We start from the raw sequence: 12,226 nt of genomic DNA on the forward strand, positions 1-12,226 counted from the left end.
ATGAGCACACTGGTTCAGAGCAATACCCGCCCCTTGGACAGCGTCGTATTGGCGGTCGTCCTCACTGGCTTCGTGGCCAGCACCTACGGGTTTGGTGTCTACCTGTTCGCCAACCTCGTGGTGGACATGCGCCGCGACATCGGCTTCGACTACACCACGGTGGGCTTGATCACCGGCGGCGCGCAGATCGGATTCCTGCTGTTCTCGTCGGTGACAAGCGTAATCAGCCGGTTTTTCGAGGGCTGGAAAATCAGCCTGGTGTCCACGGTGATGACCTCCCTGGCGCTGCTGGGCCTGAGTATCAGTGACAGTATCTGGTTGTCGGGCGCTCTTTTGATCCTGCTCGGTGGCTGTTCCGCCTCGGTGTACATCCCGTTGGCGGAAATCGTCACCAAGGGTTTCAGCCCGGGTAATCGCTCCCGGGTCATGGGGCTGATTTCCAGTGGCACCAGCTACGGCGTGTTTATCAATGGCTTGCTGGTGTCGTTCCTGACATTGAATGGCGGCTGGCGCTCGATCTGGCTTACCGCAGGCCTGATATCGGTTGTGCTGTGCGTGGTGGCGTGGTTTCTGTTGCGCACCCTGGCCACGAGCCGGGACACCGGATTTTCCGGGGAGCGCGCCGCTGCATTTGACAGTCAACGACCCTGGCTCAGCCGTTCGTTGTACCTGACGTGGGCCATCGCCTTTCTCAATGGCATGGCACTGCTGCCGTTCCAGACGTACCTCGCGCCGTTCCTGCGTGATGAATTGGGCGTGTCGGTACAAGACGCCGGGTTTATCTGGACCACCATCGGTGCCGTGGGCATGGCGTCGGGCTTTCTGGTGGGGTGGATTGCCGACAAGGTCGGTGTGCGGGCGTCGCTGGCGATGTGTTTTCTCAGTGCCGGGCTGGCCGCCACCCTGGTGTTCAGTTTCAACAGCCTCCCGCTGTTCTACCTGGCGGCGTTTCTGTTTGCACTGGCGTTTTACCCCATCTTCGGGTTGGTCCCCAGTTACATCGGGCAAATCGTGCCGGTCAACCGGTTGACCCAGGCCTTTGGCATCGCCAACGTTCTGATCGGCTTGGGTGGGGTGTGCGGCAACTTCCTGGGCGGCTTTTCCAAGGACCTGACCGGGTCGTTCTCGACGGTCTACTGGGTGGTTGCGCTGTTGCTGTTCGTGCAATGCGTGATGGTGTTCATGTTGGGTAAACAGCCTGTTTCGGTCGAGGAGGGCGAGCAGTCATGAGTTATTTTCCAAACAGTCAAAACCAGAATCTGCATGCGTTTGCGTTCAGCCACCGGCGCGCCGAACACGTGCGGATGAACCACAAGCCTGCCGTCATCTGGATGACCGGTATCTCTGCTTCCGGCAAGTCGACCATCGCTGATGCGTTGGACATTGCCCTGCAGGAACAGGGGCGGATCACGGCCATTATTGACGGCGACTCGGTACGTGGTGGGCTGTGCCGGGACTTGGGTTTTACCGACAGCGACCGCGATGAGAATATCCGCCGGGTCGCCGAGGTCGCGCGGCTGATGCTCGACGCGGGGCTGATGGTGATTGTCGCGCTGATTTCACCCTCGTCGGCCAGCCGGCACTACGCGCGCTCGATTATCGGCAATGAGTACTTCGTGGAAGTGCATGTGGACGCGCCGCTGGAAACCGCCGAACAGCGTGATCCTAAAGGCCTGTATAAAAAGGCCCGCGCGGGGTTGATCAAGAACTTCACCGGTATTGACTCCAATTATGACGTGCCGGTGTTTCCGGAAGTGCACTTGAACACCCAGGCGCTTTCCGTGGCGCAGTCTGTGGCGGCTATCCTTGATTGGGTGGCGCATAACGACAAGCGCACCTAGCCGTCTGTCTTTGCGTCGGGTTTGCGCCGGGATCGCAATGTCTGCCATTCGAAAAAACAAGGTAATCTGCGCCATCGCAAGGAGAATGCGTTTTTTCGGGAGCAGGCATGACACATTTTACGGGCACTGCAAAATCGATCCGTCTGATTGGTGGGGCTCGGGTATTGGACTTTATCAATACCACCAATGGTCGTCGTCCCGGCACCGGACTCAAGGTCCTGGAAGAGCGACTCACGAGCTTTCAGTTCTTCTTTGAATGGGCATTCCATGCGTCGTTGATCTCGGCCCAGGAGTTTGCGGACTACAAGCCGATGGTGCTTGGGTCATCGATCGCCTACCAACCGGACCTGGACGCCGTTATCGCATTCAGGGAGTGCCTGTACGAGGTGTTCTATCCGTTGTCGTTGCGCGGCGCTGCACCCGATGAGGCGTTGCAGCAGATTAACCAAACGTTCCAGCACGGTGTTGCACGGCGCGTGCTGCGTACTGTCGACGGCAAGCCTACCTGGGAGTGGAAGCCTTGCAGTACGGCACAGGAACTGACGGCCACGGTGCTGGGGCGCCTGGCGATAGACGCCACGCAATTGCTGGTATCGGGTGATTTGCAGGCGTTGCGCAGTTGCACCTCGACTGACTGCGATTGGGTGTTTCTGGACATCTCCAAGAACAAACAGCGCAAATGGTGCCAGATGAGCGTGTGCGGCAGCCGCGAAAAACTCAGCCGACTCAAGCAGGTTGGCGGCGCGCAGTAGTTTCGAGGTCATACGGCGGGTAGCAATTGCTCCACTTAATAGGAAGCATTACTATTCACGCCCCGCCTCACCAGTGCACCCGCAATGATCCCTCAGCCGCCCCGCAGAACAGGCTTTTTCGAACACTACGAAGAGTTGATCGGGACCTGGACGCGCCGCCTGAGAAACCGTCAGCAGGCCGAAGACCTGGCCCATGACACCTTTGTGCGGGTCCTTGAATCAACCGCCTCCGAGGTTGCGCAACCGCGCGCCTACCTGCATCAAACTGCGCGCAATATCGCCGTGGACGCCTATCGACGCGAAGACCGTCGCGAGGCCCTCACGCTGCAAGCCTGTGATCAGCGTTCGCCGCACAGTGACGACCCGGAGCATTTCATGCACGCGATCCAGTTGGCGGACTCTATCGAGCGGGCCCTGGCGGAGCTGCCGCTCAACTGCCGCCGAATTTTTATCTGGCAGAAAATCGAGGGCCTGACTCAACAGGAAATCGCCGAACGCCTGGGGCTGTCTAAAAACATGGTGGAAAAGTATATGATCCGCACCCTGCGGCATTTGCGCGACCGCCTGGACGCGATGGCGCCATGACCGCCCGTTTGAAACAGGATCTTCCATGACGGATAACCGTGCCCGAGACGAAGCCGCGCAATGGTTTGTGCGCCTGCAAGACGCCGAGTTGAGCGCTACCGAGCGCCAGCACTTCGACGCATGGCGCAATGCGCATCCCGACCACCAATACGAATTCGATGTGCTGCAAGGCGTGTGGCGCGCTACCGATTTGCTGCCCAAAGCGCATCTGCAAGCGCTGTGCGAAGCCCCGGTGGTGCGGCCCAAGCGTCGCACCGCTTTGCGTTACGCGGTGGCGGCCAGCGTGGTCGGTGTTGCTCTGGGATTGGGCCTGTTCAGCGGGCTTGGTGATCCCAAGCCTTTCAGCGCGGAGTTCAGTACACGCTTGGGCGAGCATCGTCAGGTGGCATTGCCCGATGGCTCGGTGATGGACCTCAATAGCCGCAGCATCGTCGCGGTGCACTATGAAAAAGGCCGGCGCGGTGTGGAGCTCAAGCGGGGCGAAGCGATGTTCAGTGTCGAGCATGACACCCGCCGGCCTTTCGTCGTGGCCGCCGGGGCAGGGCAGGTGACAGTGACCGGCACGCGGTTCGATGTGCGCCGTGATGAAGATCAGACCCGCGTCATGGTCGAAGCCGGTACGGTGAAGGTGCAAGGTAGTGCGCCGGACAACGTGGTGACGCTGACGGCGGGCCTGGGCACCCATGTCGACAATAAGGGGATGGTAGCGGCAGCTTACTCAGTGAATACCGAGGAACTGACCGCCTGGCGCACGGGCAAGCTGGTCTTCAATAACGCTACGTTGGGCGATGTGGCGCGGGAGGTCTCGCGTTACCGCGAGCAACCGCTGCGGGTCAGCACGCCGGCCGTGCGCGACCTGCGGCTGACCAGCGTGTTCAAGGCCAACGATACCGACGCCTTGCTCAAAGCCTTGCCGCACATCCTGCCGGTGGCCCTGCGAACCTTGCCAGACGGCAGCCAGGAAATTATTTCACGCTGACATTCAGGTTTTTTCCACGTTCTTCGTCTTCTCCTGCAACTGCAACTGGTTTGCATTAACAGCCGCGCACTCTTGCGATCACAGGACTGGGTTCGACGTGAAAAAACTTGCCGTCAACAACAATAAAATCTCCCGATGGGCGCCACTGGCCCTGGCGCTCGCGGTCAGTGCCGCGCTTCCTGCGGCTTATGCCGCCGACGCCATTCATATCGAGGCCCAGCCCCTGGGCGCGGCGCTGAGCCAATTGGGCCAGCAGACGGCCCTGCAAGTGTTCTTCAGCCCCGACATGGTCGCTGGCAAACAAGCGCCAGCGGTAGACGGCAACCTTTCCCCTGAACAAGCCCTGCGCCAGTTGCTGCAAGGCAGTGGCCTGGATTACCGGATAGATGCAGGCTCCGTGACGCTGCGCCCGCTGAGCGTTGGCAGTGGTGAGACCGGCTCCCCGCTGGAACTGGGCGCCACTGATATCAAGGTGGTGGGCGACTGGCTCGGTGATGCCAACGCCGAAGTGGTGCAGAACCACCCCGGGGCACGCACGGTGATCCGCCGCGAAGCCATGGCGGAGCAGGGCGCAATGAACGTCGGCGACGTGCTGCGGCGCGTGCCCGGTGTGCAGGTGCAGGAATCCAACGGCACCGGCGGCAGTGATATTTCCCTCAACGTTGGTGTACGTGGCCTGACGTCGCGCCTGTCGCCACGCTCCACCGTGCTGATCGATGGCGTACCGGCTGCATTCGCGCCGTACGGCCAGCCACAGCTGTCGATGGCGCCGATTTCGGCGGGTAACCTCGATAGCATCGACGTGGTACGCGGCGCCGGTTCCGTGCGTTATGGGCCACAAAACGTCGGCGGTGTGATCAACTTCGTGACCCGCGCCATTCCCGAGAAATTCTCCGGCGAAGTCGGCACTACCCTGCAGACCTCCGCCCACGGTGGCTGGAAGCACGTCGAGAACGCCTTTATTGGCGGCACTGCCGACAACGGTATCGGCGTTGCGCTGCTGTACTCCGGTGTCAATGGTAACGGGTACCGTACCAGCAACAATTCCAACGACATCGACGATGTGATGCTCAAGACCCACTGGGCGCCCACCGATCAAGACGACTTCTCGCTGAACTTCCACTACTACGACGCCAGTGCCGACATGCCCGGCGGCCTGACCCAGCGGCAATTCGACGCCAACCCTTACCAGTCGGTACGCGACTGGGACAACTTCAGCGGCCGCCGCAAGGATGTGTCCTTCAAGTACATCCGTCAGATCGACGACCGCACCCAGGCAGAAGTACTGACCTACTATTCCGACAGTTTCCGCGGCAGCAACATCGCTAACCGCGACTTGCGCACCGTTGGTTCTTATCCGCGCACCTACTACACCTTCGGCATCGAACCGCGAGTGTCCCATGTGTTCGATCTGGGCCCGAGCACCCAAGAGGTCAGCGTGGGTTATCGCTACCTCAAGGAAGGCATGCATGAGCAGGCCAGTAGCCTGGGCCTGGTCAACAACGTACCGACGCCGGTCGGTCGCAGTGATGGCCATGTCTACCAGGACCGTACCGGCGGCACCGAGGCCAACGCCTTTTACGTCGATAACAAGATCGATATCGGCAAGTGGACTATCACGCCAGGCATCCGCTTCGAGGATATTCGAACCGAATGGCACGACCGTCCGGTCATCCCTTTGACCGGTCCGCGCACCCTGGAAAAACGCCGCGAAGTCCACAACAACGAGCCGCTGCCGGCGTTGAGCGTGATGTACCACGTCTCTGATGCCTGGAAACTGTTCGCCAACTACGAGACTTCGTTTGGTAGCCTGCAATACTTCCAGCTGGGCCAGGGCGGCACCGGCGACCAGACCGCCAACGGTTTGAACCCGGAAAAGGCCAAGACCTACGAGGTCGGCACGCGCTACAACGACGCTGTCTGGGGCGGTGAGCTGACGTTTTTCTACATCGACTTCTCGGATGAGTTGCAATACGTCAGCAACGATGTGGGCTGGACCAACCTCGGTGCTACCAAGCACACGGGTATCGAAGCCTCGGCCCACTACGACCTGGCAAACCTGGACCCACGCCTGGACGGCCTGACCGCGAACGTCGGTTTCACTTACACCAAGGCCACCTCCGAAGGCGACGTACCGTTCAAGGGCCGTGACCTGCCGTTGTATTCCCGTGAAGTGGCGACGTTGGGCCTGCGTTACGACGTCAACCAGTGGACCCACAACCTGGATGTGTACGCCCAGTCAGGCCAGCGTGCGCCAGGTACAACGAGCACCTACATCACCCAAGGTACCGCCGATGGTCAATTTGGCGATATCCCCGGCTATGTCTCGGTCAACGTGCGCAGTGGCTATGACTTTGGCGAGCAGTTGTCTAACTTGAAGTTGGGAGTCGGCGTGAAAAACGTTTTTGATCAACAGCACTACACCCGTTCGAGCGACAACAATGCCGGGCTGTACCTGGGGGAGCCACGTACGTTCTTTGTACAGGCAAGCGTCGGGTTCTAAGCCTGCATTGACTCGACATGTCCGCTCATCCTGGCCAGGTTGGGCGGCCACCCATGCCGATGGTGTGGTTTGTCTCTCACGCCTTCAGACGTTCTTCCTACCTCGATTCTGGAAACTTTCAGCGGCCTCAGGAACCGGCTCCCACAGTTATGCCACACAGGATATGCCTGCCTCCACTGGTTTCCCTGACGACTCATTAAGCGCCGGGGTCGCTGGAACAGTGAGGCCAGGCACCTGAATACACCGAACTGGAGAACTAGAATGTCGGTATCAGCATACAACCAGAGCGTCGCTCCTTCCCTCGATAACGCCTCCCTCGCAGATGCAAAGCCCAGCACCGAGCGGTCTGCTACCGCGTCTAGTGCCCAGGTCACGATAGGCGTCAACTTCAGCTCGCAGCCTGATCAATGCGGCCCAGTATTCGGTGGCCCGCCGCCGCGCCCAGTCCCAGAAAACGTGCGCCCCAATCCCGGCCCGCCGCCGCGCCCAGTCCCAGAAAACGTGCGTCCCAATCCCGGCCCGCCGCCGCGCCCAGTCCCAGAAAACGTGCGTCCCAATCCCGGCCCACCTCCGCGCCCGACCCCCACGTTGCCAGACCCTTACTACTCCAAGCAAAGCAATGAGCAACTGGCCCAGGGGCTTTTGAATAATTATGACGCGTTCAAGGGCCGCTGGCCTTCGCGCGAGGTCACGCGCCAGAGCTTGCAGAAAATGGCCGATCAACCGTTAACGGGCAACCCCTATAAGGACCCGAACATCCGACTGGCAAACGAGGTGCTGCGGCGTCCCGGGTTGCTGCAATCGCTTGACCGAAATGGCAGCACCGGTGCATTGGATGGCCGTTTGTCCAAGGACGATATCCGGAGCTTTGTTCGTTCAGATAACCCCTTGAAACTGAATGACGACAAGCAGATCGTCCAAGACGTACTGAATAATTTCAACGCATTGAAAGGTGGCTACTTCAGCAGCACGATAAAGCTCAGGGAACTCAACGCACGCGCCATGCAGCCGTTGACGGGCAACCCTTACACCGACCATCTCACCCAGCTGTCGAGGGAAGTCATGTCCCGTTCAGATCTGAGGTCGGCGATGGACAATATTGTCAGTTGGCAACGCGATGGCAAGATCTCTCGACAGGAACTGTACGCGCTGCTTCGTTAGACCTGGCTGTCTTCTGCCGTGCACACGCGGCAGAAGTTGGCAGGCGTTTGATGCAGTAAATACAACCCAGGCGTGCAGAAACCGTTTACGAAAATGCACCACCAAGAAAATATCCACCGGTCATTGATTACCGGTGGGGGCCTTCATCTACCGGATTAGGTCTGGACCATGAATTCGACATCATTTGAATCCCGTCACTCCCAGTACAACGCCTCGGCCCTGGTCGGGCTTGCGCAGGAGGCAGAAAGCCCAACAGCATCCCGGCTACAGGGGCTCAACCTCACATCCTCGCCCAAGTCCAGCTTCAAGGCGCCCACCGCCGAAGATTTTGACAAAGGCTCTCGGGTGTTCATGGAAGAGCCGGCGCCCAGCCCTGTACTTTCGATGTTTGCCAGCTTTTGGAGCAAGTTGTCCCGCCGCTAGCAGGCCGTTCCAGGCCATGGATGGCCCACAAAACTGAGGCGGTTACAAACGCTCAAGGTTCACCGGGGCATATCGGGCGTCTTGGACGACCGTCTGCGGAACCATTGTTTTCTGAGAGCCACTCAGTCGGTGCTTGTGCCATGTTGATTTCGAGGCGTTTTCGAGGATCAGGCAATCAGGCCCAGGCTACGGAATCTAGATAGGGTGGAGGTGAATCATGATTGGTAGTGTCAATAATCCGGGCTTTACGCAAATGGCGGCGCCAGCGACATCAGGGTCGGCGGGAAGCGGTCACTCTCGTTTTGAGGTCGATGCTCGCGCATTAGGTAAACCGCTGCCAGCGGCGCAGCCAATCAACTCCCGATTCGCGAATGGCGCCGACCGGCACTTTGACGGTCAGAATCTGTACGGAGGCATGACGAAGGTTGGTAACCCCTTTGTCAGCTCAGACGATCATCTGTTGGCGACTGACCTGAAGAACAACCTGCCATTGCTGGACGCCTTCAAAAAAGAGGGACGACTGACCCAAAGCTCTTTGCAGGAGATTGCCAAAGAGGAACCCAGCAGCAGTAAGGTCTCCGAGCGCACGATTATGTTGGCGCGAGAGATACTCAACCGCCCCCGGCTGAACGATGCCATTACTGCAAAGGGCGGTGAAATCACCCATGAAAGCCTTACCTCGGCGAGCGACTCACAGATCGGTAATACCAACCCCAACACGCAGAGCGCGGATCCGTTCCATGGGAAAACTAACGCGCAGGTCGTCCAGGCATTCAAGGGGAAATTCAATGATTGGCGGGACAAGTCACAAGACAACGATATTTTGTTTGGATTAGAAAAACATCGCTACGTTCGAAGGGAGACAATTATTGAGATTAGCAAGGACCCTAACGTAACGGATGCTAAGGGTGAGGTTGTGCGGGATCCGCGCACCGGGTTCCCTTTGAAAAAATACAGCGAGGATGAGGTATATCTGGCCAAAAATCTTGTGGGGAGACCAGGCTTATTGGACTCTCTGGACAGTTACAAGGCTAACGGTTACAACATCTTCGGTAGCCGTAACGACGATGGGTGGTTGAAGAACTACAGCATTGATCGCTGGCTGGAGAACGACAAGAAAGAGAGAGGGTAATTAAAGAAGCGCACAGCGGCATGAGCAGCTGAAAGACTCAAGCTGCTCATGCCGCTGTGCGGTCATACCCGCAGTATTTTCCCACTGACCGCCACTGCCGCCAGCAACATGCCTATCAACAGGAAGGCGGTTGCCAGGCTGCTGCCATGGGCGATAAATCCAATCACGGCAGGCCCGGCCAATATCCCCGCGTAGCCCAGGGTTGTAATGGCCGGCACGGCAATGTGTTCTGGCATGACATTCTGTTTGCCAACCGCGGTATAGAGCACCGGGACAATATTGGAGCACCCGGCACCTACGAGTGCATAACCCAACAATGCCACTTCCCAGGCTGGGGATAATGTGGCGAGGAATGTGCCGGCGGCGGCGAGGGCGCCACCGGCCACGATGACCCAGGTCGCGCCCAGCCGGCGCACGATTGCGTCACCGGTCAACCGCCCGGCAGTCATGGTCAAGGCAAATGCCGCGTAACCCAGGCCAGCATAGGCTTCGTCAAGGCTGCGCTCGTCACTGAGGAACACTGCGCTCCAGTCGAGCACCGCACCTTCGGCAAGAAACACGATAAAGCACAGGCAACCGATGAACAGCACCACGCCGTGGGGCACGGCAAAAGCCGGGCCCGAACTCTCACTGCCATAAGGCAACAGATGCGGTGCGGCCTTGAGCAGCGCCGCCAGCGTAATGACGATCACCACGAGGGTTGCCTGCAGCGGCGACAGGCCCAGCCCCAGCAATGCCGAAACCCCCGCCGCGCCGACGATTCCTCCCAGGCTGAACAGCCCGTGAAAGCCAGACATCATGGTTTTGCCGCTGGCCCGCTCCACGATCACCGCCTGCAGGTTGACGGTGGAATCCACCGTGCCCAAGCCAGCACCAAACAGAAACAAGCCCGCCATCAGTAACGGAATTGAACTGACCGTCGCCAGCATCGGCAACGCCAGGCAAATCATGATTGTCCCGGCGCTCAACACCTTTCGGCAGCCATAGCGCGAAGCCAGCGCACCCGCTGCGGGCATGGCGATGATCGAGCCGACACCCAGGCACAACAACAGCAGGCCCAGCGTACCTTCGCTCAGCCCGGCGCGCGCCTTGGCATACGGCACCAGTGGCGCCCAGGCCGCGATGCCGAAACCGGCGATAAAGAAAGCGATACGGGTCGACATTTGCTCCAGCCGCCCGGGAACCACGGGCGCTGAGGTGGGGATGGCAGTCATGAATAATCCTTGGTCTTGCGTTCAACGAACGATGTCCGGCGCGACATCGTTGCATATCAGGCCGTGGCACGCGAGCCGGGCTCCCCTGGGATTCTGCTGGTCGTGGATTTTGTTTTAAAAACCTGGAACGTAAGGGCAGTTTGCAGCCACGTATGCCGTATCGAGTGTGTAGGAGGCGGTCTGGAAGGTGCGTAATCCCTGTGGGCGCTTTTGAACCCCTGGGTGCTCACGGTGGATTACCACCTTCCAGCCCGCCTCCCATCATCGGTAGGTTCTGTAATACGCTGTTGTCTCAATAGGTAGGCAAGCGCACGGACTCATCGATGAAACACTTCAGGCAAACAACGTCATGACCCTGTTCTATGACGCCCGCGGCAATATCTACGGCGTGGTCAGCCCGGCCTCATTAAGAAGCAAGGGTATTGATCTGCCCGAAAGCGCTGCCTTGGCCGCGCAGACTCGTGACCGTTGGGCAACATCCGCCATCGCCCGCGAATGCGATTGGGGCTCGACACCGCGCCCGGCCGGCGCAAAGGCCCACCGCAGCGACGGTCTGCTGGTCGGCCCGTTCCAGGCCGAGCCGCCGTTTGACCTGCTGATCGTTAACACCGACGGCTCTTTGGCCGAGCGCAGTGGCAATGGCTTGACGATTTTCGCCCAGGCGCTCACTGACCAGGGCCTGATGACTGGAGCCAGTGAGTTGCGGGTGCATCACGACAAGTCGGATGCGTTGACACCGGTACCGACACGGGTTGAGCCGGCAGTCCACGAACAGGTTGCCGGGTTCTGGCTTGAGCTGGGTTTTCCAGCTTTCGGGCCCATGGCGGTGGGGGCGCAGGCCGTTGGGCGGACGATGCTAGGCGCAACTGAACTGAGCCACGTGAGCGCGTTGGCGGTGATCAACCCACAGTGGGCAACCAGTCAGTTTGTGCGGGTGGGCAACCCTCATTGTGTGACGCTGGTCGAGCACGTTTCGGCATTGCCGGATAACGCACAGATGCGGCAGCCAGCCCTGTTCGAACCCTTGAAAGCGATTGCCTTCGCGCCCCCAGCGGGTGGCGGTGAACCCTGTGTGGCCGGTATCAACTTGCAATGGGCGGCGCGCCAGCCCGGCAACCGAGTCATCGCACGGGTGTTTGAGCGCGGGGAAGGGCCCACTGCGTCTTCCGGAACCAGCGCCAGCGCTGTGGCTTGCGCGGCATGGCGTGCTGGATGGGTTGAGAGCGGTGAGGTTGCCGTGGTGATGCCGGGTGGCATTGCGCCGGTGCGTTTGCACGCTCAGGGCGAGACGTTGCTGAGTGTCAGTCTCTTCGGGGCTGCACAGCCGCAGGCGTGAGGTTGTTCAGCCGCTGACGCTGCGATCCGGTGTCAGCTGTTTCTCTATCAGTTAGTCATTCCAGCGAAAGTTTGCGTAGGGCATTTCTTATTGTTAGGAAGTGGCTCATTGACTCATTTTCTTATTTTGTAAAAGACACTTCCAACTTCGTCGTACGAAACTTCTTTTTTATTTTAAAACGGCCGATTTTTGCCTGGAATCGCTAAGCTTCGAGGCGTTCAAGGACTTTTTCTCAGCAACTTATTCCATGTTTAGCGAGAGGAAGTATCTCAGGGCGCTCATTCATTAACGGCGGGTAAC

The 12,226-nt window shown here is 59.2% G+C and carries 11 protein-coding genes; 10 read left to right on the forward strand and 1 reads right to left on the reverse strand.

Features of this window, described 5'->3' with window-relative positions:
• The 9 genes from HU722_RS10680 to HU722_RS10720 all read left to right on the forward strand — a co-directional run bounded on the left by HU722_RS10680 (nucleotide 1) and on the right by HU722_RS10720 (nucleotide 9,376).
• Nucleotides 1–1,230, forward strand: a complete 1,230-nt coding sequence (locus HU722_RS10680; RefSeq protein ID WP_065874647.1) for an MFS transporter — start codon at nucleotides 1–3, stop codon at nucleotides 1,228–1,230.
• Nucleotides 1,227–1,841, forward strand: a complete 615-nt coding sequence (gene cysC, locus HU722_RS10685) for an adenylyl-sulfate kinase (RefSeq protein ID WP_065874623.1) — start codon at nucleotides 1,227–1,229, stop codon at nucleotides 1,839–1,841. Before HU722_RS10680 ends, cysC begins: the two co-directional genes overlap by 4 nt.
• Before the next feature lie 107 nt (nucleotides 1,842–1,948).
• Complete coding sequence (locus tag HU722_RS10690; RefSeq protein WP_186754589.1) at nucleotides 1,949–2,593, forward strand: CGNR zinc finger domain-containing protein; 645 nt, start codon at nucleotides 1,949–1,951, stop codon at nucleotides 2,591–2,593.
• A gap of 84 nt (nucleotides 2,594–2,677) precedes the next feature.
• Nucleotides 2,678–3,178 carry a sigma-70 family RNA polymerase sigma factor gene (locus HU722_RS10695; RefSeq protein WP_065874625.1) on the forward strand — a complete coding sequence of 167 codons (501 nt, stop codon included), beginning with the start codon at nucleotides 2,678–2,680 and terminating at the stop codon, nucleotides 3,176–3,178.
• Between the two features lie 25 nt (nucleotides 3,179–3,203).
• Nucleotides 3,204–4,157 carry a FecR family protein gene (locus HU722_RS10700; RefSeq protein WP_065874626.1) on the forward strand — a complete coding sequence of 318 codons (954 nt, stop codon included), beginning with the start codon at nucleotides 3,204–3,206 and terminating at the stop codon, nucleotides 4,155–4,157.
• Nucleotides 4,158–4,254: 97 nt separating this feature from the next.
• The gene (locus tag HU722_RS10705) at nucleotides 4,255–6,660 is read left to right on the forward strand and encodes a TonB-dependent siderophore receptor (RefSeq protein ID WP_065880027.1); all 2,406 of its coding nucleotides are present in this window, start codon (nucleotides 4,255–4,257) and stop codon (nucleotides 6,658–6,660) included.
• A gap of 261 nt (nucleotides 6,661–6,921) precedes the next feature.
• Nucleotides 6,922–7,821, forward strand: a complete 900-nt coding sequence (locus tag HU722_RS28825; RefSeq protein ID WP_225930682.1) for a hypothetical protein — start codon at nucleotides 6,922–6,924, stop codon at nucleotides 7,819–7,821.
• A 168-nt stretch (nucleotides 7,822–7,989) separates the two neighbouring features.
• Nucleotides 7,990–8,244, forward strand: coding sequence for a hypothetical protein (locus tag HU722_RS10715; RefSeq protein ID WP_065880026.1), 255 nt, complete (start codon nucleotides 7,990–7,992; stop codon nucleotides 8,242–8,244).
• 217 nt (nucleotides 8,245–8,461) lie between these two features.
• On the forward strand, nucleotides 8,462–9,376 hold the full coding sequence (locus HU722_RS10720; protein WP_065874628.1) for a hypothetical protein: 915 nt from the start codon (nucleotides 8,462–8,464) through the stop codon (nucleotides 9,374–9,376).
• A 62-nt stretch (nucleotides 9,377–9,438) separates the two neighbouring features.
• Here HU722_RS10720 and HU722_RS10725 read toward each other — a convergent pair whose 3' ends face one another.
• Nucleotides 9,439–10,590 (reverse strand): MFS transporter, encoded by a 1,152-nt coding sequence (locus tag HU722_RS10725; protein WP_065880025.1) that lies wholly within the window; start codon nucleotides 10,588–10,590, stop codon nucleotides 9,439–9,441.
• A 349-nt stretch (nucleotides 10,591–10,939) separates the two neighbouring features.
• Between HU722_RS10725 and HU722_RS10730 the strand changes: the two genes are divergently transcribed.
• Nucleotides 10,940–11,926 (forward strand): diaminopimelate epimerase, encoded by a 987-nt coding sequence (locus tag HU722_RS10730; protein WP_065874630.1) that lies wholly within the window; start codon nucleotides 10,940–10,942, stop codon nucleotides 11,924–11,926.
• The last annotated feature ends 300 nt before the right edge of the window (nucleotides 11,927–12,226 follow it).

The organism is Pseudomonas tritici, from assembly GCF_014268275.3.
Classification (GTDB): domain Bacteria; phylum Pseudomonadota; class Gammaproteobacteria; order Pseudomonadales; family Pseudomonadaceae; genus Aquipseudomonas; species Aquipseudomonas tritici.

Excerpts from the sequence above, each read along its gene's own strand:
- HU722_RS10680 (WP_065874647.1), top strand. The coding sequence starts at position 1 with ATGAGCACACTGGTTCAGAGCAATACCCGCCCCTTGGACAGCGTCGTA.
- cysC (WP_065874623.1), top strand. The coding sequence starts at position 1,227 with ATGAGTTATTTTCCAAACAGTCAAAACCAGAATCTGCATGCGTTTGCG.
- HU722_RS10690 (WP_186754589.1), top strand. The coding sequence starts at position 1,949 with ATGACACATTTTACGGGCACTGCAAAATCGATCCGTCTGATTGGTGGG.
- HU722_RS10695 (WP_065874625.1), top strand. The coding sequence starts at position 2,678 with ATGATCCCTCAGCCGCCCCGCAGAACAGGCTTTTTCGAACACTACGAA.
- HU722_RS10700 (WP_065874626.1), top strand. The coding sequence starts at position 3,204 with ATGACGGATAACCGTGCCCGAGACGAAGCCGCGCAATGGTTTGTGCGC.
- HU722_RS28825 (WP_225930682.1), top strand. The coding sequence starts at position 6,922 with ATGTCGGTATCAGCATACAACCAGAGCGTCGCTCCTTCCCTCGATAAC.
- HU722_RS10715 (WP_065880026.1), top strand. The coding sequence starts at position 7,990 with ATGAATTCGACATCATTTGAATCCCGTCACTCCCAGTACAACGCCTCG.
- HU722_RS10720 (WP_065874628.1), top strand. The coding sequence starts at position 8,462 with ATGATTGGTAGTGTCAATAATCCGGGCTTTACGCAAATGGCGGCGCCA.
- HU722_RS10725 (WP_065880025.1), bottom strand. The coding sequence starts at position 10,590 with ATGACTGCCATCCCCACCTCAGCGCCCGTGGTTCCCGGGCGGCTGGAG.
- HU722_RS10730 (WP_065874630.1), top strand. The coding sequence starts at position 10,940 with ATGACCCTGTTCTATGACGCCCGCGGCAATATCTACGGCGTGGTCAGC.